The sequence below is a fragment of the Qipengyuania sp. NPDC077410 genome (assembly GCF_044543405.1).
Taxonomy (GTDB): Bacteria; Pseudomonadota; Alphaproteobacteria; order Sphingomonadales; family Sphingomonadaceae; genus Qipengyuania; species Qipengyuania pacifica.
Genome location: NZ_JBITWB010000001.1, coordinates 567,202 through 590,157, shown reverse-complemented (window position 1 = coordinate 590,157; position 22,956 = coordinate 567,202). Strand labels below are relative to the sequence as shown.

General features: G+C 62.4%; 17 protein-coding genes. 4 read left to right on the top strand and 13 right to left on the bottom strand.

Features of this window, described 5'->3' with window-relative positions; genetic code table 11:
- Positions 1-87: 87 nt before the first annotated feature.
- Positions 88-1,614, top strand: a complete 1,527-nt coding sequence (locus ACIGGE_RS02925; RefSeq protein WP_397489381.1) for a helicase HerA-like domain-containing protein — start codon at positions 88-90, stop codon at positions 1,612-1,614.
- On the opposite strand, the gene ACIGGE_RS02920 is transcribed toward ACIGGE_RS02925, so the two are convergent.
- The 6 genes from ACIGGE_RS02920 to ACIGGE_RS02895 all read right to left on the bottom strand — a co-directional run bounded on the left by ACIGGE_RS02920 (position 1,611) and on the right by ACIGGE_RS02895 (position 7,360).
- A complete protein-coding gene (locus ACIGGE_RS02920; RefSeq protein WP_397489380.1) occupies positions 1,611-3,038 on the bottom strand; it encodes an ATP-binding protein in 1,428 nt (475 codons plus the stop codon). The two genes, ACIGGE_RS02925 and ACIGGE_RS02920, sit on opposite strands and share 4 nt — an antisense overlap.
- Positions 3,038-3,778 (bottom strand): response regulator, encoded by a 741-nt coding sequence (locus tag ACIGGE_RS02915; RefSeq protein ID WP_375245186.1) that lies wholly within the window; start codon positions 3,776-3,778, stop codon positions 3,038-3,040. Before ACIGGE_RS02915 ends, ACIGGE_RS02920 begins: the two co-directional genes overlap by 1 nt.
- A 51-nt stretch (positions 3,779-3,829) precedes the next feature.
- Positions 3,830-4,501: a hypothetical protein gene (locus ACIGGE_RS02910; RefSeq protein ID WP_397489379.1), complete on the bottom strand. Its 672-nt coding sequence runs from the start codon at positions 4,499-4,501 to the stop codon at positions 3,830-3,832.
- Positions 4,502-4,702: 201 nt separating this feature from the next.
- Complete coding sequence (locus ACIGGE_RS02905; RefSeq protein WP_397489378.1) at positions 4,703-5,101, bottom strand: cupin domain-containing protein; 399 nt, start codon at positions 5,099-5,101, stop codon at positions 4,703-4,705.
- Position 5,102: 1 nt separating this feature from the next.
- Positions 5,103-5,498 (bottom strand): VOC family protein, encoded by a 396-nt coding sequence (locus ACIGGE_RS02900; RefSeq protein WP_397489377.1) that lies wholly within the window; start codon positions 5,496-5,498, stop codon positions 5,103-5,105.
- Positions 5,499-5,557: 59 nt separating this feature from the next.
- Positions 5,558-7,360 (bottom strand): aminopeptidase P family protein, encoded by a 1,803-nt coding sequence (locus ACIGGE_RS02895; RefSeq protein ID WP_397489376.1) that lies wholly within the window; start codon positions 7,358-7,360, stop codon positions 5,558-5,560.
- A gap of 148 nt (positions 7,361-7,508) precedes the next feature.
- Between ACIGGE_RS02895 and ACIGGE_RS02890 the strand changes: the two genes are divergently transcribed.
- Entirely contained in the window at positions 7,509-9,683 is a 2,175-nt protein-coding gene (locus tag ACIGGE_RS02890; RefSeq protein ID WP_397489375.1) for a S9 family peptidase, read from the top strand.
- Positions 9,684-9,688: 5 nt separating this feature from the next.
- Entirely contained in the window at positions 9,689-10,072 is a 384-nt protein-coding gene (locus tag ACIGGE_RS02885; protein ID WP_397489374.1) for an acyl-CoA thioesterase, read from the top strand.
- Here ACIGGE_RS02885 and ACIGGE_RS02880 read toward each other — a convergent pair.
- The 5 genes from ACIGGE_RS02880 to ACIGGE_RS02860 all read right to left on the bottom strand — a co-directional run bounded on the left by ACIGGE_RS02880 (position 10,069) and on the right by ACIGGE_RS02860 (position 17,656).
- A complete protein-coding gene (locus tag ACIGGE_RS02880) occupies positions 10,069-11,802 on the bottom strand; it encodes a diguanylate cyclase (RefSeq protein WP_397489373.1) in 1,734 nt (577 codons plus the stop codon). The two genes, ACIGGE_RS02885 and ACIGGE_RS02880, sit on opposite strands and share 4 nt — an antisense overlap.
- A gap of 84 nt (positions 11,803-11,886) precedes the next feature.
- The gene (ald, locus tag ACIGGE_RS02875; protein ID WP_103024006.1) at positions 11,887-13,002 is read right to left on the bottom strand and encodes an alanine dehydrogenase; all 1,116 of its coding nucleotides are present in this window, start codon (positions 13,000-13,002) and stop codon (positions 11,887-11,889) included.
- A gap of 71 nt (positions 13,003-13,073) precedes the next feature.
- On the bottom strand, positions 13,074-14,651 hold the full coding sequence (locus ACIGGE_RS02870; protein ID WP_397489372.1) for a DUF389 domain-containing protein: 1,578 nt from the start codon (positions 14,649-14,651) through the stop codon (positions 13,074-13,076).
- 63 nt (positions 14,652-14,714) lie between these two features.
- Positions 14,715-17,048 (bottom strand): DNA translocase FtsK 4TM domain-containing protein, encoded by a 2,334-nt coding sequence (locus tag ACIGGE_RS02865; RefSeq protein WP_397489371.1) that lies wholly within the window; start codon positions 17,046-17,048, stop codon positions 14,715-14,717.
- A 56-nt stretch (positions 17,049-17,104) separates the two neighbouring features.
- On the bottom strand, positions 17,105-17,656 hold the full coding sequence (locus ACIGGE_RS02860; RefSeq protein WP_397489370.1) for a thiamine phosphate synthase: 552 nt from the start codon (positions 17,654-17,656) through the stop codon (positions 17,105-17,107).
- Between the two features lie 22 nt (positions 17,657-17,678).
- Here ACIGGE_RS02860 and ACIGGE_RS02855 point away from each other — a divergent pair, with 22 nt between their 5' ends.
- Complete coding sequence (locus ACIGGE_RS02855; RefSeq protein ID WP_397489369.1) at positions 17,679-18,350, top strand: YggS family pyridoxal phosphate-dependent enzyme; 672 nt, start codon at positions 17,679-17,681, stop codon at positions 18,348-18,350.
- Positions 18,351-18,369: 19 nt separating this feature from the next.
- Here ACIGGE_RS02855 and ACIGGE_RS02850 read toward each other — a convergent pair whose 3' ends face one another.
- On the bottom strand, positions 18,370-21,129 hold the full coding sequence (locus ACIGGE_RS02850; protein ID WP_397489368.1) for a [protein-PII] uridylyltransferase: 2,760 nt from the start codon (positions 21,127-21,129) through the stop codon (positions 18,370-18,372).
- Positions 21,126-22,820, bottom strand: a complete 1,695-nt coding sequence (locus tag ACIGGE_RS02845) for a class I adenylate-forming enzyme family protein (RefSeq protein WP_222827064.1) — start codon at positions 22,818-22,820, stop codon at positions 21,126-21,128. Before ACIGGE_RS02845 ends, ACIGGE_RS02850 begins: the two co-directional genes overlap by 4 nt.
- Positions 22,821-22,956 lie beyond the last annotated feature (136 nt).

Below are 22,956 nucleotides of genomic sequence, written 5' to 3'. Positions count from 1 at the left end.
CGCTGCGCCTGTCGAGGGATTGCTTGACCGCGCCCACAAGCCTTTGCCACATCACCGGGGACGAAACAGTGGCGGGAGTACGGGCGGGTGAGCGAGATTTTCATAGGTCTGGGGGCGAATGGGGAACGGCAGGTCCTGCGGCTGGACCAGGCCAATCGCCACGGCCTGATCGCAGGCGCCACCGGTACCGGCAAGACGGTAACCCTGCAGGGGCTTGCCGAAAGCTTCTCTACCGCGGGCGTTCCGGTATTCGTCGCCGATGTGAAGGGCGATCTTGCAGGCATATCGATGGCCGGATCGCCCCAGTTCAAGAATGCGGACAAGCTGGAAAGCCGGGCCAGGGAACTCGGCATGGACGACTATGCCTATGCCGACAATGCCGCGGTGTTCTGGGATCTGTACGGCGAACAGGGGTTTCCCATCCGCACGACGATTTCGGAAATGGGGCCGCTGCTTTTGTCCCGCCTGCTCGATCTGAACGATACGCAGGAAGGCGTTCTCAACATCATCTTCCGCTATGCGGACGACAACGGGCTGCTGCTGCTCGACCTGGGCGATCTCCAGGCGATGCTGGCCTATGCTTACGAGAACGCGAGCGAGCTTTCGGGCAGCTATGGCAATGTCACCCGGCCGAGCGTTGGCGCCATCCAGCGTCAGTTGCTGGGCTTCGAAAGCCAGGGCGCCGATCTGTTCTTCGGCGAGCCGGCGCTCGAGATCGACGATTTTCTTAAGGTCGACGATCGGGGCCGCGGCATGATCAACGTGCTGGCCGCGGACAAGCTGATGCGCGGGCCAAAGCTGTATGCGACCTTCTTGCTCTGGCTGCTGGCCGAACTGTTCGAAAGCCTGCCCGAAGTGGGCGATCCGGATAAGCCCAGGCTGGTCTTCTTCTTCGACGAGGCCCATCTGCTGTTCGACGAGGTGCCCGAAGCGCTGGAAGACAAGGTCGAACAGGTCGTGCGCCTTATCCGGTCGAAAGGCGTGGGAGTCTATTTCGTCACCCAGAACCCGATCGACATTCCCGAAAAGATCGCCGGGCAGTTGGGCAACCGGGTCCAGCATGCCCTGCGCGCTTTCACTCCGCGCGACAAACGCGCGATCAGGGCGGCGGCAGAAACCTTCCGCATCAATCCCGACCTCGATGTGGAACAGGCGATAACGGAACTGAAGGTGGGCGAGGCGCTGGTGTCCACGCTGGATGAAGACGGTGCGCCCGGCGTGGTGCAGCGGACCTTGGTCAAACCGCCCTATTCGCGGCTCGGTCCCGTGACGGAAAAAGAACGCAAGATCGTCAATTCGGTTAGCGATCTCGATGGGAAATATGACGACGCCGTCGATCGTGAAAGTGCGGAGGAAGTGCTCGCTGCGAAAGCTGCAGATGCGGCTGCCACGGCTGCGGAGGTGGAAGAGGCCGGCCGCAAGGAGGTGGGCAAGCGGAGCCGCAAATCGACCTCGCTCTGGGGCCGTGCGGGCAAGGCCGCTGCAACCGCAGCCGCCGGTTCTCTCAGCTCGATTGCGGTGGCGACGGTCCTTGGCAAGAAATCCAGTGCCGACCCGTTGCGCACCGGGGCAACCGCCTTTGTGCGCAACATCATCGGCGGATTGATGCGCTAGACCGGAATTCGAAACTCTGCGCGAAGGCCGCCTTCCGGCCGGTTCGCCAGCACCAGCGCGCCGCCGTGCTGTTCGGCCACGGCCCGCGCCAGCGTAAGACCCAATCCCGCCCCGCCGGTTTCGCGATTGCGGCTGGCTTCGCCGCGGGTGAACGGTTCGAGCATGTCCTGAATGCGGTCGGCAGGAATACCCGGCCCGTCGTCGTCGACGCGCAGGACGGCGTGGCCGTCTTCGCGCAGAATGGTGACGCGCGCAGTTCCTGCATAACGCAGCGCATTGGTGATCAGATTGCGCAGCCCGCGCTTCAGCCACGTCAGGTGCACCGGGGCGACCACGCGGCCTTCCGTATCCAGCGTTACCGGACGCCCCATGTCCTCGAATTCCTCCACCACCGATTCGGCCAGCGCGCCCAGTTCGGTTCTTTCCGGCTTCGCGCTGGTGCGTCCGATGCGAGCGAGCGAAAGGATTTCGTCGAGCGTGTTGGTGATATCCTCGATACTGTCCGCCATCTTCGCGCGAGCGGCTTCGTCCTCGACGCTTTCGATGCGCACGCGCAGTGCCGCCAGCGGAGTCTTGAGATCGTGGCCGATGGCGCCCAGCATGACGTCCTTCTCGTCGAGCATCGAGCCGATCCGCGCCTGCATCGCATTATGCGCTTCGATCAGGCGGCGGATATCCTGCGGGCCCGATACGGCCAGCGGTTCCTCCGCCATCCCCGCGCCGCCGAACCGCCGCGTGCGCTCGGCCAGCGTGTCGAGCGGGCGGGTGATCCGCCGCAGGACGAAATAGAGCAGTCCTACGAGTACCAGAAACAGTATCACCGTCTGCATGGCGAGCGTGCGGACGATGGCGCGGTCGCGCTGGGGCAGCGGCAGGCGGGCCACCTGCCACGTGTCGCTCCCTGCCTGCTTCAGCCCCACGACGAGAAGATCGTGTGGTGTCGCATCGGCCCTGGCCTTCAGCAGTGGACGGCGTTCTGCGGCAGCGCGGACCAGTCCGTCATCCAGCAAAGGGCGCTCGAAGACGACGAGTTCTTCGACATCGACCCCTTGTGCGGCCAGAATATCGGCCAGTTCGGTTTCGCGCTCGGCTTGGCGCGCCTGACCGGGGACCAGCGGCGATTGGCCCGCCTCGCGGTACCGGATATTGCGCGGAAGCCGGATGCGGCGCTCTCCTTCGCCGGCGGGTGAAAGCGGGCGAGCCAGACGCCGCGCCCCCCGCCTCTCGCCGCGTTCGGACGGCGCGCGCTCGGCCCGGCGGGCGCCGGCGAGCAATTGAAAGGCCGCTGCGTTCATGATGGCGAGCTCGCGCCGTTCCGACGCGGCGCGATAGAGCATCACCGCCGAAATGCCCTGCGCGATCAGCAGCGCGGCCGCCATCGACAGCATCACCTGGCCGAGCAGGCTCTGCGTAAACCGGCGCATCAGCCCTCGTCCGCGCGGCGCAGGCGCGCGACATCGGTGGCGAACCGGTATCCGCCGCCCCGGACCGTCTGGATAAAGCGCGGGTCGCGGCTGTCTGCTTCGATCTTTCGCCTGAGGCGGCTGATCTGATTGTCGACCGCGCGGTCGAACAGATGCGCTTCGCGGCCCTGCACCATGTCGAGCAGCCGGTCGCGGTCGAGCACCTGCCGCGGATGGTCGCAAAAGGCGCGCAGCATGCGGAATTCGGCCGTGGAGAGCGGCACCAGCGCGCCGTCCGGATCGGTCAGCCGATGCTTGAGCGGATCGAGCTGCCAGCCTTCGAATTCATACAGGAGTTCGTCATCGGTCGCGGGCGCTGCCGGGCGCTCGGCCCGGCGCAATACGGAACGGATCCGGGCGACAAGTTCGCGCGGCTCGAACGGCTTGGTCACATAATCGTCGGCGCCGATTTCCAGGCCGATGATCCGGTCCATCGCTTCGCCTTTGGCGGTAAGCAGAATGGTCGGCAGGCGTCGGCTTTCGACCAGATGGCGGCACAGCGACAGCCCGTCCTCACCCGGCATCATGATATCGAGCAGGACCAGATCGGGCGTCGCCTGCGCCAGCCTCGTGCGGGCCGCGGCGGCGCTTTCGGCCTCCTGCACCACGAACCCCTGGCGAGTGAGATACTCGGCCAGGGGCTCGCGCAGGGTCGGCTCGTCGTCGACCAGCAGAAGGGTGGTAGGCGCGGGTTCGGTCATGATCGGTCCTCGCCCGCGATTACCTGTGATTTGGGCCTGCTAGCAAGCGGCTTACTGGTTCTGCCGTGCTTCGCGCTTGGCTTTCCATTCGGCGCGCATGGCATCCCGGGCGGCCTTGCGTTCGTCCTGCGTGACCACACCATCGCCATTGGCGTCCATCTTGGCAAAGCGTGCTTCGATCGCTGCATCGAATTCGGCGCGCGTGATCGAACCGTCGCCATTGGTGTCGGCCATGCGCATCATCATGCCGCCGCCGCGCATGCCGTGGCCACCGCGCATTCCGCGTTTGCCCTTACCTGCACGTTCGCCGCGCGCTTCGCGCTTTGCGGCCATTTCCTCGGCGGAGACGCCGCCCGAACCATCGGTATCGAGCTTGGCAAAGCGTTCCGCCATGCGGTCGCCGCGGCGTTCGCTGCGGGCTTCACGTCGCTGTTCGCGGCGCTGCTGGCGGGCTTCCTGCGCGGCCTGCATTTCGGCCTGCGAGATTTCGCCGTCGCCATTGGTGTCCATCTTGGCGAACATCTGCTGACGGCGCACTTCGCGGTCTTCGGCGTTGATGACGCCATCGCTATTGGCATCCATCCGGGCGAACATCTTGTCGCCGCGGGCCTTCATGTCGGCAAGGGTGAGATCGCCGCCGCGATCCTGCTGCTGGGCGATGGCGGCGGTGCCGGTCAGCGCCAGCGTGGCGGCCGAAAAGGCGAGAAAGGTCTTGCTGTTCATTTCATATCTCCAAAACTCTGGAGAGCTGCGGCGGACCTGGGACCGGAGGGGAGGGGGAATGTCTGAAGCCCGCCGCAGCTCGTGTACCCTGTCTAGGCCTGCAATGTCGCAGGATTATGCCGGATCGGGGTCGAATTGTATCGGTTTGTCGCACGCGGACCGTGCCGTTCACCGCAGGGAAAGTCGGCGAGGGCGGAAAAGTCAGCGGGGGCGGTGCTGCGTGCCTTCGCCTGCCGTGATGAAGATGGCTGTCGCTTCCCGCGTAATATCGGCGATGTGCCACACGCCGGGCGGGTTGATGGCATATTCGCCGGGGCGCAGCGTCACGCTCTCGCGCCGACCGTCGGGAAATTCCTGCGTCAGTTCCATTTCCCCGGCAGTGCAGATCACCACTTCTTCGCCTGCCGGGTGCATTTCCCAGCCCGGCCAGTCTTCGGTGAAGGTATACTGGCTGACCAGCCGCCCTTCGCGCCCGTCCGCCCCGTGCCGTTCGCCATAGGCGCCATACCATTCCATCCCGTCGAACGGCGGCTGGGGCACGGCGGTTGCGCCGAGCCCCAGATGGATGAAACGCTCGTCGAGACGGGGCGGCTGGATCATGTCAGTTCACCTTGTCCATCAGGAAGGCATTCAGCTTGTTGCCGTCCGGATCGCGAAAATAGGCGGCGTAGAACACCATCCCGTTTTCATCGGGTTCGCCGCGCGGGCCGGGTTCGCCTTCGCTGCTGCCGCCATTGGCCAGCGCGATGTCGTACAGTCGCTTCACCTGATCGCGATCCTTGGCCTCGATCGCCACCATCGTCCCGTTGCCGACCGTCGCTTCCTTGCCGTCGAACGGCTTGGTCGCGGCGATACCGGGCGCCCCTTCGGGTTTGCCCCAGGCGATGAAGGTCCCGAAATCCATCATCCGCCCCACCCCCATTTCGGCGGCGAGGGGATCGTAGAACCGGGCTGCGCGCTCGAGGTCGTTGGTCCCGAGAGTGACGTATCCGATCATGGCAATGCTCCTTGAAAACGACTCGCGACCAAGAGAACATTATGTGAACATTTCCTACATCACAAGGGGGCGCATTCTGCTTCCAGCCATTCGAGATCCGCGCCATCCAGTTGCGGCGCCACGATGTTGCGAACCTTGGCGTGGTAGTCGTTCCACCAGCCGATTTCGGCGGGCGAGAGCAGGTCCTTGTCCACCAGCCTGCGGTCGAGCGGGACGAAGGTCAGCGTCTCGAAACCGAGATAGTCGCCTTCGCTTTCGATGCCGGCGGGCACGACGAGAACCAGGTTCTCGATCCGGATGCCGTAGGCCCCGGCCTTGTAATAACCGGGCTCGTTCGAAAGGATCATGCCTTCGCGCAGTTCGGTTTCCGTGCCGGGGAATGCGCCGCCGGGCTTGGAGATACGCTGCGGCCCTTCGTGGACCGACAGGTAGCTGCCCACGCCGTGGCCGGTGCCGTGGCCGTAATCGACCCCGCCGTTCCACAGATGCATCCGCGCCAGCGCGTCGAGCGCGCCGCCGCTCGTACGGTCGGGGAATTTCTGCATATCGAGCTGGATGTGGCCCTTCAGCACGCGGGTGTTGCGCTCGACCATTTCGGCACTCGGCTCGCCCGGGCCGACCCAAACCGTACGGGTGATGTCGGTGGTTCCGTCCAGATACTGGCCGCCCGAATCGACCAGATAGATCGACGATGGCGGGATCGGGATATTGCTGTCTTCGTCGACCTTGTAGTGCGGCAGGGCAGCATGCGGCCCTGCAGCGCTGATGGTGTCGAAGCTGGCGTCTTTGAGCACGCCGCCGGCCTCGCGGAATTCGCGCAGCTTGGCGGCGGCGGTCAGTTCGTCCACCCCGCCCTTGGGCGCTTCGATCGAAATCCAGCGCAGGAAACGCGAAACGGCCGCGCCGTCGCGCGCCTGGGCATCGCGGTGGCCCTGCTGTTCGGCAGGGTTCTTGATCGCCTTGGGCAGAACGGTCGGATCGGCATCGCGCACGACCGTCGCGCCGCCTGCCGCCAGGGCGTGGAAGATGCCCGCCACCGCATGGTTGGGATCGACTGCGACGGTCTTGCCCTTGAGCGCCTCGAGCGCGGGCTGGAATTCGTCGCGATTGCGGACGGTGACGGCGTTGCCGAGATGCTTGGTCAGTTCTGGCGTGACCTTGTCGGGCGCGATGAACAGTTCCGCCGTGCCGTCTGCATGGGCCAGCACATAGGACAGCGAAACCGGCGTGTTGTCGACGTCGGTGCCGCGCATGTTGAGCAGCCAGGCCACCGAATCCAGCGCACTGATGACGGTCGCATCATAGCCTTCGTTCTTCAGCCAGTCGGCGATTTCGGCGCGCTTGTCGGCGCTCGACCGGCCGGCATGCTCGTCGGCATGCGGCACGGCTGCCGCAAGCGAAGCTTCGGGACGGTCGTCCCAGATCGCATCGATCGGATTGCCGTCGACCGGCACCAGTTCGATGCCCTTCTTGGCGAACAGCTTTTCCGCTTCTTCTGCCCAGCCGATGCCGTGCAGCCAGGCATCGTAACCGATCTTTGCGCCTTGCGGGGCATGGGCGGCAATCCATTTGGCGGGCGATGTTGCGGGCACATCCTCGTAATCGTAAAGCTTGCCGTCCACCTGCTCGCGCACCTGCACGGTGTAGCGGCCATCGGTGAACATGGCCGCCGCGTCTTTCAGCACTGCGGCACTGCCCGCGCTGCCGCCGAAGCCGGTCAGCCATTTCAGGCGCTGTGCGTAAGAGCCGACATATTCGCTCATATGTTCATCGGAAATCGGGATCACGAAGCCATCCAGGCCGCGGCGGCCCAGTTCCTTGCGTAATCCATCGAGGCGAGCTTCGTATGTCTGCATCAGCATGAGGCGAAAAATATCCTTTCATCGGGGCCGGTGGCGCGCTGGCCGACTCGGCGCTTGCGGCCAGACGGGCAGCCGCATAATCACCCTGCCTTCATAGTCATCCGCGGCGCGCCTTTCCACCTTTGCGCCGCGCAAGGGGGGACAGGTCATGGCTTTCAAGCGATACACCGCATGCCTATCTGCCGCGACGCTGGCACTCGCCGCGCCGCTTTATGCGCAAAACACCGAAGGAACACACGTGACACAGCCGACTTCCCCGCCCACAGCCGAGAAGCGCGATCACAGCTATTCGCATCACGGGATCACCATCGCCGATCCCTATTACTGGCTCAAGGACCAGTCCTATCCGACCGTGGACGACACGGACATTCTCGATCACCTCAAGGTGGAAAACGCCTGGTTCGGAGCGCGGATGAAACCGCAGCGGGCGCTGGTCGACGAACTGTTCGAAGAAATGAAGGGCCGGATCAAGGAAGACGATTCCACCGTGCCGCAGAAAGATGGCGACTGGCTCTACTGGTCCGAATTCGAAGAAGGCGCGGAATACCGCAAATATTATCGCAAACCTGTCGCGGGCGGCGATGCTCAGCTGATCCTGGATGAAAACGCGCTGGCCGATGGTCATGAATATTTCCGGCTGGGTGCCTTCTCCGTGTCCAAGAACGGGCGCTATCTCGCCTATTCGGCCGATACCAATGGCTCGGAACGCTTCACTGCGCGGATCAAGGATCTCCAGATCGGCGAATTGCTGCCCGACGAAATCCCCGGCACGCTCTCGGGCCTCGTCTGGGTGAAGGGCGATACCGCCCTCGTCTACGGCCTCGCCGACGACAATTGGCGGGTTCACGATGCCACCCTGCACGTACTCGGCACACCGGTGAGCGACGATGTGGAACTCTACCGCGAAACCGCGGACGAAGGGTTTCGGGTCGGCACCGGTCTCTCCGCTCAGGAAGACTGGCTGGTCATCGCCACGGGCGACAACGAGACGAGCGAAGTGCGCCTCGTGCCTGCCGACGATCCCACGGCCGAACCGATCCTCGTCAAGGCACGGCAGAAGGGCGTCGAATATGATGTCGACGTGCGCGACGGGACACTGTGGGTCCACACGAATGACGATCACGTCAATTTCAGGCTGGCTACCGCCACGCTGGATGCGCCGGGCGAATGGACCACGCTGATCCCCGGATCGGATGAATTCTACCTCACCGATTTCGACCTGTTCAAGAATTTCTACGTCACCGAAGGGCGGCTGCGCGGGCTCGATCAGATCCAGCTGCGCGACTATGCCGATCCGAACCTGGTCAAGCCGATCGCCTTCACCGAAGCGAGCTTCGATGCGGGGCTCAGCAACAATCCCGAATACGATCGGAACACGCTGCGCCTTGCCTATGAAAGCATGGTCACGCCCGATTCCGTGTTCGATTACCACGTCGACAGCGGCGAACTGGAACTGCTCAAGCAGCAGGAAATCCCCAGCGGATACGATGTCGATCTCTACACGACCGAGCGCGTGGAAATCCCCGCGCGTGACGGTACGATGGTCCCGGTCAGCATCGTGATGCGCAAGGACCGCCCGAAGACCGGCCCGCTGCATCTCTATGCTTATGGCGCCTACGGCTATGCCGTGCCGCCCGGCTTTTCGACCACGCGCCTCAGCCTGATCGATCGCGGCTATGCCTATGCCATCGCGCATATCCGCGGGGGCGATGATCTGGGCCGCAAATGGTATCTGCAGGGCAAGCTCAACGAACGGACCAATACCTTCAACGACTTCGTCGATGTGGCGAAGGGGCTGGTGGACAAGGGCTATACCGAAAAGGGCAAGATCAGCATTTCCGGCGGTTCGGCCGGTGGCGAACTGATGGGTGCGGTGGTCAATACCGATCCCGATCTGTGGGGCGCCGTGGTGGCGCATGTTCCCTTTGTCGATGTGCTCAACACCATGCTGGACAAGGATCTGCCGCTGACGCCGGGCGAATGGCCCGAATGGGGCAATCCGATCCTGTCCAAGCAGGCCTTCGCCTATATCCTCAGCTACTCGCCTTACGATCAGGTCGTGGCGCAGGACTATCCGCCCATGCTGGTGACCGCCGGTCTCAACGACCCGCGCGTGACCTATTGGGAACCTGCGAAATGGGTGGCCAAGCTGCGCGAGGTCAAGACCGACGATAACGAACTGCTGCTCAAGACCAATATGGGCGCGGGCCATGGCGGCAAGTCGGGCCGGTTCGAATCCATTCGGGAGGCGGCCGAAGAGGTGGCCTTCATACTGTGGCAGCAGGGCAGCGCGGACCGTTCGGCTGCCGAACAGGCCAAATAATACGTATGATCCGCACCTTTTCTGCAGCACCTGAGCACATCGACGAACTCGGTCACGTCAATAATGCCGTCTGGGTGCAGTGGATCCAGGACATCGCCACCGCCCATTGGGATGCGGCTGCACGCCCGGAAGATCGCGCCGCGTTCTTCTGGGTCGTGACCCGCCATGAAATCGATTACCGTGGAAATATCGATGCGGGTCAGAGCGTTACGGGTGAAACCTGGATCGACGGCCCCGCCCGCGGCGCCACGTCGCTGCGTCGCGTCGATTTTCGCAATGCCGCCGGAAAGGTCATCGTCAGCGCGGCCACCACCTGGGCCATGCTCGACCGCAAGACCAATCGCCTGGTCCGGGTCCGGCCCGAAGTGCTCGCCCCCTTCTCGACCTAAGCCACGGCGCTCGCCCCCCCGTCCGCCTGCGGCACGAACCATTCCAGTGCATCGCGCCCCGTGCGGTTGCGGCCTGCACATTTGGCATCGTACAGGAGCTGGTCGGCTCTGGTGTAAAGGCTCCAGAAGTCGAGATCCGGGTCGTCGGCCACAGCCGTGAAATCGAGCAGACCCATGCTTGCCGTGATCGGCCGGTCCAGCCCGTCCATAGTCGCCAGCGTACGCGCCGTGATGGCCCGCCTGCGTGCCTCGGCCCGCTCTGCCGCATCCTTGCCCCGCAGCATCAGGAGGAATTCCTCACCGCCGATGCGGAAGGCGATCAGATCCTTGTCGTCGCTCGCCCGCAGCGCCGCAGCCACGCACACCAGCACGCTATCCCCATACGGATGCCCGAATATGTCGTTGATGGGTTTGAAGTGGTCGATGTCGATGACGGCAATCGTGTGAAAGCCAGCCGCCACGAGCGAATCAAAGCGCGTGTCGAGCGAACGCCGGTTTCGCAGCCCGGTCAGCTCATCCCGTTCACTCAGCTTCTCGAGCGAGCGCGCCTCGTCTCGCGCCTGGTCACGCTCATGCTTGATCGAAATGAAGCGGTCGGCCACGCCGAGCGCAGTGGCGACGACTTCGAACAACAGGGCGAAATTCTGCGGCCAGGTTTCGTCGAACGTCCCGATCTGCGGCAGCAGCGTGACCGAGGCGAACTGGATGACGACTATCGCACTGAACGGCGCAAAACCGAGAATGAGATAGGACGCCATACGGCTTCCGCTTTCCCTGGCGCGCCAGAGGACGGCAAAATAAGTAGCTAGTATCGCCAGATAGGCGCCGAAATAGAAATGATCGATCCACGCGCCGAACCATTCGGGATAAAATGTAGTCGTCAGGCCGCTTGCAAGCGCCAAGGATGCAAGGGAGAGCAGAATCGCTCGGGCCCGCCGGGAAACGAAGTCGGTCTCGATAAAATTGCTCACAAAGAGCAAGGTAGCAGCGACCATTACGTCGAGACTGAGATAGGTGATGTCGAGTTCGCTGGCGAAGTCGATTGCAGTCACCAGGGGAATTAGGCCCGAAACCGCGGCCGTCTGCACAGCGGCCATGGCACAGAAGAGTGCATGCCACAGCGGAAACGGTTCGCGTAGCGCCCGAAAATAGCCGAAGTCGAATACGATCGGGGCCAATAGCAAACCGCAAATCAGGGCGGCCAGCAAATGTGCGAGGCCGGCGATCGGAGGGACCGACGGTTCGGCAAGCAGATCCGCTTCGGCCAGCGCTTCCGGCCACTGGCTGCCGTCCAAGGTGAATATCACCGCAATGGGCTGACCGTCGAATTCAGGCAGATCGATCATCGAGCGCAGGCTGGAAGCCCCAAGCCAGGTATCGCCGAAACCGTAAGTGCGACTGCGGCTTTCGCCATTCTCGTCGATCAGTGTGGCGGTGAGCTTCTCAAATTCGTGTCGATCGAATTCGGCATGGCGTATCGTCGCAGGATCGGCGGCACGGCCACGTAGATCGATACGGATGAGTTGCCGCGCAGCGTCCCAATCGCTGATCGACCCATCGCAGGTCCACGCATCTGCGCGCTGCGCCACATCGTTCAGCCGAAGGGTGTCGTCACCGGAAATCCAGCAGACGGATTGCTGTGCGAAACCCGGGGCCGCCACGGCGGAAGCAGGCACAGCGAACTGGCCCGCAAAGATTGCGAGCAGAACCAGCCGCACGAAAAGCAGCACATCAAATGATGAAGCCCGTCCCACGCGCCCGCGGTAGGGCGAAGGGTTTAAAGGACGATTAAGGAATTAGCCGCGTAGCGCGTTTTAACGAAGCAGGTCCGCCACCGGTCGATAATCATAGCCGAGTTCGCTTGCGACGGCCTCGTACGTGACTTCGCCCTTGTGGACGTTGAGACCTTCGGCAAGATGCGGGTCGGCGGCGAGCGCGTCTTTCCATCCCATCCGGGCGATGCGTAGCGCATGCGGCAGGGTGACATTGTTCAGCGCATAGGTGCTGGTGCGGGCAACGGCCCCAGGCATATTCGCGACGCAGTAATGAACCACGTCGTCCACGACATATGTCGGATCGGCATGAGTGGTTGCACGGCTGGTTTCGAAACAGCCCCCTTGGTCGATCGCGACATCGACCAGCACGGCGCCTTTCTGCATGTCTTTCAGCGTTTCGCGCGTAACCAGCTTGGGCGCTGCCGCACCGGGGATGAGGACTGCCCCGATCACGAGATCGGCAGTGGTGACCGCGTCATAGAGGTTGGCGGCGTTGGAAAAACGCGTGCTGGCGCGCGCTTCGAAATGGGTGCCCACCTTTTCCAGAACTTCGGGATCGCGGTCGAGAATGGTGACATCAGCACCGAGGCCCACTGCCATTTGCGCTGCATTGAAACCGACCACGCCGCCACCGATGACCACGACTTTGCCAGGCATGACGCCAGGTACGCCGCCAAGCAGCACACCGCGACCGCCATGGGCCTTTTCCAGTGCAGTCGCACCGGCCTGCACGCTCATGCGGCCTGCCACCTGGCTCATTGGCTTGAGAAGGGGCAACTGGCCGCGCGGGCCGGTGACCGTTTCATAGGCGATGGCAGTGACGCCGCTGTCCAGCAGATCCTTCGTCTGATCCGGGTCGGGTGCCAAATGGAGGTAGGTATAAAGGATCTGTCCCTCGCGCAGCTTCTTGCGCTCGACCGCCTGCGGTTCCTTGACCTTCACCACCATTTCGCACTCAGCGAAAATAGGATCGGGGCCGTCGACGATCTTCGCGCCCGCCGCCACATATTGCTCGTCGGTTGCGTCTATGCCGCAGCCGGCCTCGGTTTCGATCCACACCTCGTGACCCTGCATGACGAGCTCTTTCACGCTCTCCGGCGTCAGGCCGACGCGATATTCGTGGTTCTTGATTTCCTTGGGGCTGCCGATGAGCATTTGGGGGAACTCCTTATCTGCGGCAGCCCGTTACAACTGCAACCATGTGGGGGCAAGCCCGAGAGCCGATCTCAGGATGCGGGCGCCGTGGACCAAACAGCGGTCACCGAGTTTCCTTCTCCCGAAACCTGCGTGTCGAAATAACGCGCGGAATCGCCAAGTGCCTGGGTGACAGCCGTCAGAGCGTTTTGGCTGCCGGTCAGGGCTATGCGAACGCCCGTGCGCCGGGCCGCCCATCCGAGCAACGCCACGCGTCCGGAATTGTTCGTGTCGAGGCCGTCTTCGCCAACATTAACGGTGGGTAGCGGCACCAGTGGGGGACGAAGTTCGACAGTCCAGCCGGGCGTAGTCTGTTCGAGCCGTCGTTCAAGTTCGCGATATCCCGACAGGTCGAGCCCTTCGAGCGGCTGAGCAATTGCCTGGGTCCGCTGGTTCTCGCGGTCCAGCAATACGTCCTTGCGCTCCACCCCGGCAATCAGGGCAAGGCTTTGGGCCAGTACGGCAATCTGCCTTTCGCTCGCTTCTGCAGCCTCGCGCGCTCTTGCCTGAGCAAGAGCTGCCTGTTCGGCAGCGCCCGGGTCGGTGCCGACCTGAAACTGGTCGATATTTACCACGACGGATCGGCCAAGACGTTCTTCCAGTCGCTTGGCCACTTCCGTATCTGCGTTGGAATTGAAGTCCGGGGTAAAGACGCTGGCCGACACGGTCAAAGGTTCGGAATCCCAGTTCACGATCGGCTGTTCGACCCTTGCCCTGTCGGTAAAAGCAGATGCGACCTCCTGATTGACAATGCGCTGGCCGTTGGCCTCCCAAGCGATGGTCCGTAGAGAGAAAGCGAGAGGGATCGCCAGCACTACGAAGACCATGGCGATCCCGAGCGACTGGAGACGGGACTGGCGATGGCTCAGGTCGGACTGGAAGCCGTAGAGCCGGGCCATGACGGCGGCGGTCAGTCCGATGGTCACGAGGTTGGTTACGAACAGGCCGAGTGCGCCTGCAAATACAGGCCAGTTGAAGGTTGCCAGACCGAAGCCCACCACTGCGATCGGCGGCATAAGGGCCGTAGCGATGGCGACCCCGACGATCGTGCCTTCGCGCCCGCGGATCACCGCATAGGAACCTGCAAGGGCGGAAAATAGCGCAACCAGCAGGTCGAACAGGTTTGGCCTGGTGCGGGCCGCGATTTCTTCCGTCACCGTTTGCAACGGTGAGAGAAACACGATCACCGCGCAGAACAGTATGGCAAACAGGGATCCTGCAATCAGGGCCTTCCCGCAGCGGCGCAACCAGTCCGCATCGCCGGTTGCAAGGGAAAACCCCGTTCCGATGATCGGGCTCATCAAGGGCGACAGGAGCATGGCCCCGATGACGACTGCCGGCGAAGAAAGCAGGAGGCCGAGGATCGCGATACCCGCGCTCATCGCGATCATGAAGATATAGCGGCTGGTCAGGAGCGATTCGCCGCGCACCCTCTCGATTGTCGCGACATGGTCCAGGTCGGCGATAACCCCTTCATTCCACCACAGGCGCATTTCCGCGATGGCGCGCAGAATGGTAAGACGACTGATCGGCCGTCGCTTGGCATAGTCTGGACCCGGCTTTTCGTCGTCGGACCAGTCGTCGGCGGGGTTTTCTTTCGTAGGTGCCATTGGATCGGGACTTAGCGAGCCATCCAGCGCAAGTCCCGCCCAAATTTCGAAACTTTTCAGCTTCTAAAGCGGATTTCCGTCCTGATCGCGGAAGATCTCGCGACGCCCCACATGGTTGGCCGGCCCTACCAGCCCTTCACCTTCCATGCGCTCGATCCATTTGGCAGCGGTGTTGTAACCGACCCCCATCTGGCGCTGAAGCCAGCTGCCAGACGCTTTCTGGTTCTCGATAACAATCTGACAGGCCTGTCGATATTTCCGTTCTTCCGGATTATCCGAAGCGGTGAATTCGTCTTCGAAATTGAAGCCGCCATCTTCCGGTTCTTCGGTAACCGCGTCGACATAGTCGGGCTTGCCCTGTCCACGCCAGTGATCGGCCACACGTTCAACTTCCTCGTCGGACACGAAGGGGCCATGCACGCGGATCATCGCGCCGGTATTGGGTTTATACAGCATGTCGCCTTTGCCGAGCAGCTGTTCGGCCCCCTGTTCCCCAAGGATGGTGCGGCTGTCGATACGGCTCGTCACCTTGAAGCTGATGCGGGTCGGGAGGTTGGCCTTGATGACGCCGGTGATGACATCGACCGAAGGGCGCTGTGTCGCCATGATCAGATGGATGCCGGCGGCGCGCGATTTCTGGCTGAGACGCTGGATCAGGACTTCGATTTCCTTGCCAACAGTGACCATGAGGTCGGCCAGTTCGTCGACAATGAGTACGATGAGGGGCAGGGGCTCGTAATTGAGCTGCTCTTCCTCGTACAATTCTTCGCCCGTTTCGGGATCGAAGCCCGTCTGCACGCGGCGACCCAGTGGCGAACCCTTCTCGATCGCCTTCTTCACCTTTTCGTTGAAGCCCGCGATGTTGCGTGAATTCACGCTGCTCATCATGCGGTAGCGCTTCTCCATTTCCTCGACCGCCCATTTCAGCGCCCGGACCGATTTGTGAGGCTCGGTAACTACGGGACTCAGAAGATGCGGAATGTCGTCGTAAGTCTTGAGTTCCAGCACCTTGGGATCGATGAGGATCAGTCGGCACTCGTCGGGCGTGAAGCGATAGAGCAGCGATAGCAGGATCGCGTTGAGGCCAACCGACTTACCCGAACCGGTGGTGCCGGCCACCAACAGGTGAGGCATGGCAGCGAGGTCTACGACGATCGGTTCGCCTGCAATGTCCTTGCCCAGAATCATGGGCAGGCTGCCGTGATGGTCGATGAAGGCGGCCGAATTGGCGAGCTGCTTGTAACTGACCATCTGCCGGTCCGCGTTGGGCAGTTCGATCCCGATCACCGTCTTGCCCGGAATGGGAGAGACGCGCGCGGAAATTGCCGACATGTTGCGGGCGATATCTTCCGCAAGACCGACCACGCGGCTGGCCTTGATACCCGGTGCCGGCTCCAGTTCGTACATGGTGACCACGGGTCCGGCGCGCACCGCGGTGATCTCACCCTTGACGTTGAAATCGTCGAGCACGTTTTCCAGCAGGCGCGCATTGCGTTCCAGCGCCATCTTGTCGAGCTTTGGCGCAGCATTTTCGGGCGCATCATCGAGCAGATCGTGGCTCGGCAATTCGTAATTGGCGAACATGTCGCGCTGCTTGGGTTTGGCGGCAACGGGCTGAGCAGGCATCGGCGCGGGATCGGCGATTTCGGGCGCGCGGCGCGGTTCGCGCAATGGCAGATCCTCGTCATCCTTAAGGCTTTCCATCGGCTTGGCACGGGTCTGCTTCTTGGGTGTCAACGGCAGGTCGAATTCGGGCAAGTGTGCCTTGCGTTTGACGAAATCGGGCAAGGTGAGGAATTGCGCCCAGTCGATCGCGAAGACCCGGGTAACGAGCGCCACCCCGCCGCCGAGCGTGACAAGAGCGAGCAGCAGCACGATCCAGCCTGAAAAGTCGCCACCGAAACGGTCTGCGACAGCTTCGATCCCCAAGCCGCCCAACTGACCGAACAAACCCCCAAGCCCGGCCGGAAGACTGCCGGTCGCCGGCTCAAACGCCAGCGCCAGCACCGTGCCAAGCAAGGCGATGGCGGCAAGGAGCATGGCGAAGGGACCCCACCAGCGACCGGGGGTGCTATCTTCGTCGTCCCGTTCCACCCCGGTCCACAGCCGGCGGGCTGAAATATAGAGCAGCGGCAAAAGCAGCGCCGCCGGAAGTCCCAGGTAGTTAAGCGCGCGTTCGCTGGCCCAAGCGCCGGTTGCCCCCATCCAGTTGCGGATGTCGTCGCCGCCCGCTGCAGTGGAGGGACTCGGATCGGTCTGCGTATAGCTGGCGAGCGCCAAGGTCAGGAAAACAAGGATCGCGAACAGCAAGCCTGCGCCTGCCATATGTGTAGCGCGGCGAAAGGAGCGGCGGAAAGCCGCGCGCCAATCGGGTGCTGCGCCTGCGCGCGTAGCCATTTCGTATCCCCTGATCCGTCGAGAGAGTGCAGTATGAGTCCTCCCGGACAGGGAGGTCAAGCGACGTTCGTCGAACCGAGTCCGTCGATGGCGCCCCAGCGGGACCACCCCAACTCGCGCGCGCGCTCATGGGTCATTCCGCCAAGAGCGATCACCGGCACGGGCGATTGCCGGGCCAGCGCGTGAAACGCATCGATACCGAGTGTCTTGGCCCCAGGATGCGAAGCTGTGGCAAACACCGGCGAGAGGAAGATGCCTTCCGCTCCCGCTGCGACCGCCGCTGCCAGTTCGTCCGCGTTATGGGCAGTAGCAAGAAAGAGGCCATCTCTTGGCCTGGTTGCAGACCCGTAGTGGCCGTCGGCGCCCCAATCGTCATCACCGGACAGGACTACCGTGTGTCCACATTGATGAGCGATCGCTGCAAGCTCGTCGAACCGCGCACGCCGCGTGTCGGGATCGAGGTGATAGTGGCGAAAGACGAAGCCCGAACCACTTGGCAGGCTTCGAAGCGCCGTCTCAATTCCAGCGTCGTTTCGCCGATCGCTCAGCAACCACAACAACGGGAGGATGGGCCGATCGGCTCCGGGATGATGCTGGCGTCGTGTCACACACACGCTATAGCGCGACGCGATGGAAATGGCAGACACCCCGCTACGGCAAGTACAGGCGAATATCGCCAAGGCTTGCACAATCGCCCGCCGCGAACCCGGCGATGTTACGCTTATTGCGGTCAGCAAGACCCATCCGGCCGAGGCGATCGAACCATTGCTTGTGCAAGGCCAGCGCCATTTCGGAGAGAACCGCGTTCAGGAAGCGCAGGACAAGTGGCCCGCCCTGCGGGAAGCCTACCCTGCAGCCCAATTGCACCTCATCGGCCAGCTTCAGTCGAACAAGGCCGACGACGCGGTGGCTTTGTTCGATGTCATCCACTCGCTCGATCGGCCAAGCTTGGTCAAGGCGCTTGCGAAGGCCATGGATAAGCTGGATCGGCGCATTCCGTGCTTTGTCCAGGTCGATGTGGGCGTTGAGGAACAGAAGGGCGGGTGCCCGGTGGCCGATCTGCCAGGACTGGTCGAGCAGGCTCGCGCGGCCGATATTCCGGTGGCGGGACTCATGTGCATTCCGCCCTTCGAGATCGAGCCTGCGCCATTCTTCGCATTCCTTGATCGGCTAGCCAGCGATCACGGTCTCGACGGGCGCAGCATGGGCATGAGCGGGGATTACGAAACAGCAGTGAAACTCGGCGCTACGCATGTGCGCGTGGGTACTGCGCTATTTGGCGGCCGCGCGTCGCCCCGCTAGCGATCTGCTGCCCGCGCGCTCAGGCGTTCTCCAGCCGATCTTGCGTTGCGTCACTTGCGGCCTCCATGAGCCGCGCCTCGATGCGGTTCATGCGGTCGCCGCGCTCCAGTTTTCCGCCGGTAAGGTCGGTGATGTAAAACGTATCGGCAGCCCGCTCCCCGTAATTGGTAATATGGGCGGAATGGACCACCAGTCGGCTTTCGAACAGCGCACGGGCCAAACGGTTGAGCAGCGCGGGCCGATCGCGGGCGTTGACTTCGACCACGGTGAACTTGTTCGACGCCTTGTTGTCGAACAGGACCCGAGGCGCGACATCGAAAGCACGCGCACGGCTATGCGCCAACGGGCGCTGTGCCAGTCGGGGCGCCAGATCGACCTTGTTCGCCAGCGCATCGGCGATGCTGCTTTTCAGCCGTTCCAGCTGGCCTTCTTCGGCAAAGGGTTCACCGTGGGGATCCTGCACCAGGAAATTGTCGAGCGCCCAGCCCATGCGCGTGGTGTGGATGCGGGCATCAATGATGTTTCCGCCTGCGAGATGGATGCCGCCGGCAATTCTATAGAACATGCCCGGATGGTCGGCCGCGATTACCGTGACCAGCGTCGCACCGCGCGCTTCGTAATATTCGCAGTGGATGGAAAGCTGATGCTCCCGTTCGCGCGCGGCAGCGTAATGCACTAGGTTCAGCGCGATGATATCGATCGGTTCGGCGATCCAGTATGCGTCGCCCATGGTCTGGGCCAGATCTGCGACGAGATGGCCCTTTTCCCCGAGAACGTCTGCCACCTCCGCCTGCTTGTGCGCGATTGTCTGTTCGCGACCATGCCGCATGTGCCCCAGGCGCAAGCGCTCGCTCGATATGTCGTAAAGTTCGCCCAGCAGCTGGCCCTTCCAACTGTTCCAAGTCCCTGGGCCGACCGCGCGTATATCGACCGCGGTGAGGATTGCGAGATGCCGCAGCCTTTCCTGGCTTTGCACCTGACCGACGAAATCTTCTATTGTCTTGGGATCGGTAAGATCGCGCTTCTGCGCCGTGTGGCTCATCAGCAGGTGATTGAGAACCAGCCAGGCCACCATCTCTGTTTCGCTCTCGCTCAGGCCGAAACGCGGGCACAGATCCCGCGCAACTTCCGCCCCGAGCACGGAATGGTCGCCCCCGCGGCCCTTGGCGATATCGTGCAGCAACGCGGCGACATAGGCGACGCGGCGCGAATTCACCTTGTGGATCAGACGTGCGGCACGCGGATGATCATCCGTTAGTTCGCCCTTTTCGATACGGTTCAACAGTCCGATCGCACGGATCGTATGTTCGTCCACCGTATAGTGGTGGTACATATCGAACTGCATCTGCGCGTTGACCTTGCCGAAATCCGGTACGAATTTTCCGAAAACGCCAGCTTCGTTCATCCAGCGAAGCACCATTTCGGGATCGTTGCGCCCGCACAATAGGTCGAGGAACAGTGCGTTGGCCCGTTCGTCGTTGCGGATCGCATGATCTATGAGGCCCGTTTCACGGTTTGCCTGGCGCATGGTGTCGGGGTGGATTTCCAGTTCTTCGGATTCGGCCAGCTGGAATATCTCGATCAGCCGCACGGGGTCCTTGCGAAACCAGTCCTCCGACGGTGCGGCGATCTTGCCCCCGTAAACGCGGTAACCCTTCAGTTGCCGTGCCTTCTGTTTCCACCCCGCGAAGAAGCCGCGGCGCGCCGTTCTGGCCTCGAACTGCTCGTCGATATGGGCCAGGAAGATTCCGGTAAGGGAGCCGACCCGTTTGGCCTGCAGGAAGTAGAGCTGCATGAACCGTTCTACCGCGCTCTTGCCCGGGCGTTCGGCGAAATTCATCCGCTCCGCGATACGCCGCTGCAGGTCGAAGGTCAGGCGGTCTTCGGCACGGCCCGTCAGCACATGCATGTGGCTGCGTACGGCAAGGAGGAAGTTCTCCGCCCGCCTGAAACTGCGATATTCGGCCGGGGTGAACAGGCCGATCTCGACCAGTTCCGACGCCGTGCGCACGCGATGGATGAACTTGCCGATCCAATAGAGCGCATGCAGGTCGCGCAGCCCGCCTTTGCCATCTTTCACATTGGGTTCGACGACATATCTGCTGTCGCCCATGCGTTTGTGGCGCGCGTTGCGTTCAGCCAGCTTCTCGGTCACGAAGGTGCGTTCATTGCCCCGCACCACCTCGGCCGTGTAGCGGCGCGAACCCTCGTCGTAGAGCTCCTGATCGCCCCAAACATACCGCCCTTCGAGGAGGGCTGTGCGAATGGTGAGGTCGCTTTTCGACAACCGGATCGCTTCGTCCAGCGTACGGGTCGAATGGCCTACTTTGAGACCCAGATCCCACAGCATATAGAGCATCGCTTCGACGACCTGCTCGCACCACGCCGTTTTCTTGCCGCCGACGAGGAACGCGATGTCGACGTCGGAATGCGGCGACATTTCCGACCGACCGTATCCGCCGACAGCCATGATCGCCAACCGCTCCGCCTTGGAACGGTTGGCACTGGGATAGAGATGGGCGGTCGCGTGATCGTGGATCACGCGGATCAGTTGGTCGATCATGAATGCGAAACCGCCCGCATTCTCATGCCCGGCGGACGGTTTCTCTTTCAGGCGGCGCTCGAGCTCGGCCCGGCCTTTGTCGAGCGCAGTCTTGAGCAGTTTTACGACATGAGGACGGGCTTTGTCGCCGTGCTCCCCCACCAGCGCGTCGATTTCGGAAGCAAGGGCGCGCCGGTCGATTATCGCACGCTGTCGGGGGACACGCAGGGCATTCAAGCGGCGAGGTGCTCCTTGGCAAAATTCGCCTTCACGGTGCGCTTGTCGACCTTCTGGGTGCCGAGGCGAGGCAATTGCTCATCGCTCTTCCAGATGACCGAAGGCACCTTGAACGCAGCAATATGCTCGCGCAGGAATTCCTGCAGATCCTCGACCGAGAGATCCTTGCCGTCGTGGGTGTAGTAGACGGCAGCGGGAATCTCGCCGAAGCGTTCGTCGGGAAGGCCAAAGACCGAACATTCGGCCACTGCCGGATGCGCGTAGATCGCTTCTTCCACTTCGATGCAGCTGATATTCTCGCCGCCACGAATGATAATGTCTTTCTTGCGATCGACGATGAACAGGTAATCGTCCTCGTCGAGATAGCCGAGGTCGCCCGTGCGGAAATACCCGTCGGCGGAAAAAGCCGCCTTGGTCGCTTCCTCGTTCTTCCAGTAGCCGAGGAAGTTGCACACCGAGCGGATCGAAACCTCGCCAACCTTTCCGCGCTCCATGGGTTTGCCGTCGTCGTCGAGAATGGCCATGTCGACCAAGGGCCGCGAAGGCATGCCCGTGCTGTTGGGTTTGGCGAGATAATTTTCGTTCAGATTACCTGCGCCCACGCCATTGGTTTCGGTCAGGCCGTAACCCAGAGCGGGAAAGCCGTCTTTGAACGCGTCCTTGATCTTCTTCACATGTTCGATCGGGCGCGCTGCGCCGCCGCCAGCGAAGGTCTTGCATTGCGACAGATCGTATTTTTCACGATCCGGATGCACGGCGATCTCGTAACTCATCAGGGGAACGCCAACGAAATAGGTGATCTGTTCGTCTGCCAACAGGCGTAGGGCCTCGGTTGCATCCCATTTTGGCATCAGCACCAGCTTGCGCCCCATCGCGAAGCTCTGGAGGAACAGCGGCACTTCGCCAGTGACGTGGAAGAGCGGCACGGCGACCAGTGCGGAAGGCTGGACGGTTGGGGCATCACCCTTTTCCGTGAGAAGCTGCAGGATCATCGCGGTCTGGCAGACATAGTTCATGGTGCCGGAAACGACGCCGAGATGATCCGAATACGCCCCCTTTGGGCGCCCGGTCGAACCGGATGTATAGAGGATGGTGGCAAGGTCATCCGGGCCGATCTGGCCGAGCATGGCCATGGCCGTGCCGCCTGCCGCCCATACCGGGGCCAGACCTTCCGAAGGCTTGCCGTGATCGAAGACCACAAGCTTCGAGGCATGCTTTACGCCATCGAGCCGGGCCGCACGCGGGGGATCGGCGAGGACGAGCTTGCATTCGCAAAGGTCGATTCCGTAAGCGAGTTCTTCCCCGGTCCACCAGCCATTGAGCAGTGTCGCACAACCACCGGCCATGAGAATGCCCATGTAGGCGACGATCCAGTTCGTCGAATTGCGGGCCGCAAGACCAACGCGGTCACCCTTTTCAATTCCATGCAGCGTGGCAAGACCGTGGGCGACATGGCTGGCAGCGTGCCATATCTCGCCGAAGGTCATACGGATGTCGCCATCGACGATGAACGTATCGTCTTTCTTTTCGTTACAGAAATGCGCGAAGTAATGGACGACACTGGGAGGTGCGTTCTTGAACGCGGGCATCTGCACGCCGCGGCGCGTCACTTCTGTCAATTCGAACATCTGGCCGGGCGCGGTGACGGCATCGGTAATGCGATGGATGTCCTTGTCGAGTTCTGTCGGCATCGGTCGTAAAATATCCTCTCCAATCGGCGCAGAACCTCCGGTTCGAGGCATGCGCAATAACTGCGGCTCGACGCAGGCTTCCCCCCAAACCCCTGCTATGCCAAAAGCCGCCCCGATGGGTCGCCGGTCGCGGCCT

Excerpts from the sequence above, each read along its gene's own strand:
- ACIGGE_RS02905 (WP_397489378.1), bottom strand. The coding sequence starts at position 5,101 with ATGATCCAGCCGCCCCGTCTCGACGAGCGTTTCATCCATCTGGGGCTC.
- ACIGGE_RS02895 (WP_397489376.1), bottom strand. The coding sequence starts at position 7,360 with ATGCTGATGCAGACATACGAAGCTCGCCTCGATGGATTACGCAAGGAA.
- ACIGGE_RS02855 (WP_397489369.1), top strand. The coding sequence starts at position 17,679 with ATGGAAATGGCAGACACCCCGCTACGGCAAGTACAGGCGAATATCGCC.
- ACIGGE_RS02885 (WP_397489374.1), top strand. The coding sequence starts at position 9,689 with ATGATCCGCACCTTTTCTGCAGCACCTGAGCACATCGACGAACTCGGT.
- ACIGGE_RS02920 (WP_397489380.1), bottom strand. The coding sequence starts at position 3,038 with ATGCGCCGGTTTACGCAGAGCCTGCTCGGCCAGGTGATGCTGTCGATG.
- ACIGGE_RS02915 (WP_375245186.1), bottom strand. The coding sequence starts at position 3,778 with ATGACCGAACCCGCGCCTACCACCCTTCTGCTGGTCGACGACGAGCCG.
- ACIGGE_RS02845 (WP_222827064.1), bottom strand. The coding sequence starts at position 22,820 with ATGCCGACAGAACTCGACAAGGACATCCATCGCATTACCGATGCCGTC.
- ald (WP_103024006.1), bottom strand. The coding sequence starts at position 13,002 with ATGCTCATCGGCAGCCCCAAGGAAATCAAGAACCACGAATATCGCGTC.
- ACIGGE_RS02890 (WP_397489375.1), top strand. The coding sequence starts at position 7,509 with ATGGCTTTCAAGCGATACACCGCATGCCTATCTGCCGCGACGCTGGCA.
- ACIGGE_RS02900 (WP_397489377.1), bottom strand. The coding sequence starts at position 5,498 with ATGATCGGATACGTCACTCTCGGGACCAACGACCTCGAGCGCGCAGCC.
- ACIGGE_RS02870 (WP_397489372.1), bottom strand. The coding sequence starts at position 14,651 with ATGGCACCTACGAAAGAAAACCCCGCCGACGACTGGTCCGACGACGAA.
- ACIGGE_RS02865 (WP_397489371.1), bottom strand. The coding sequence starts at position 17,048 with ATGGCTACGCGCGCAGGCGCAGCACCCGATTGGCGCGCGGCTTTCCGC.
- ACIGGE_RS02910 (WP_397489379.1), bottom strand. The coding sequence starts at position 4,501 with ATGAACAGCAAGACCTTTCTCGCCTTTTCGGCCGCCACGCTGGCGCTG.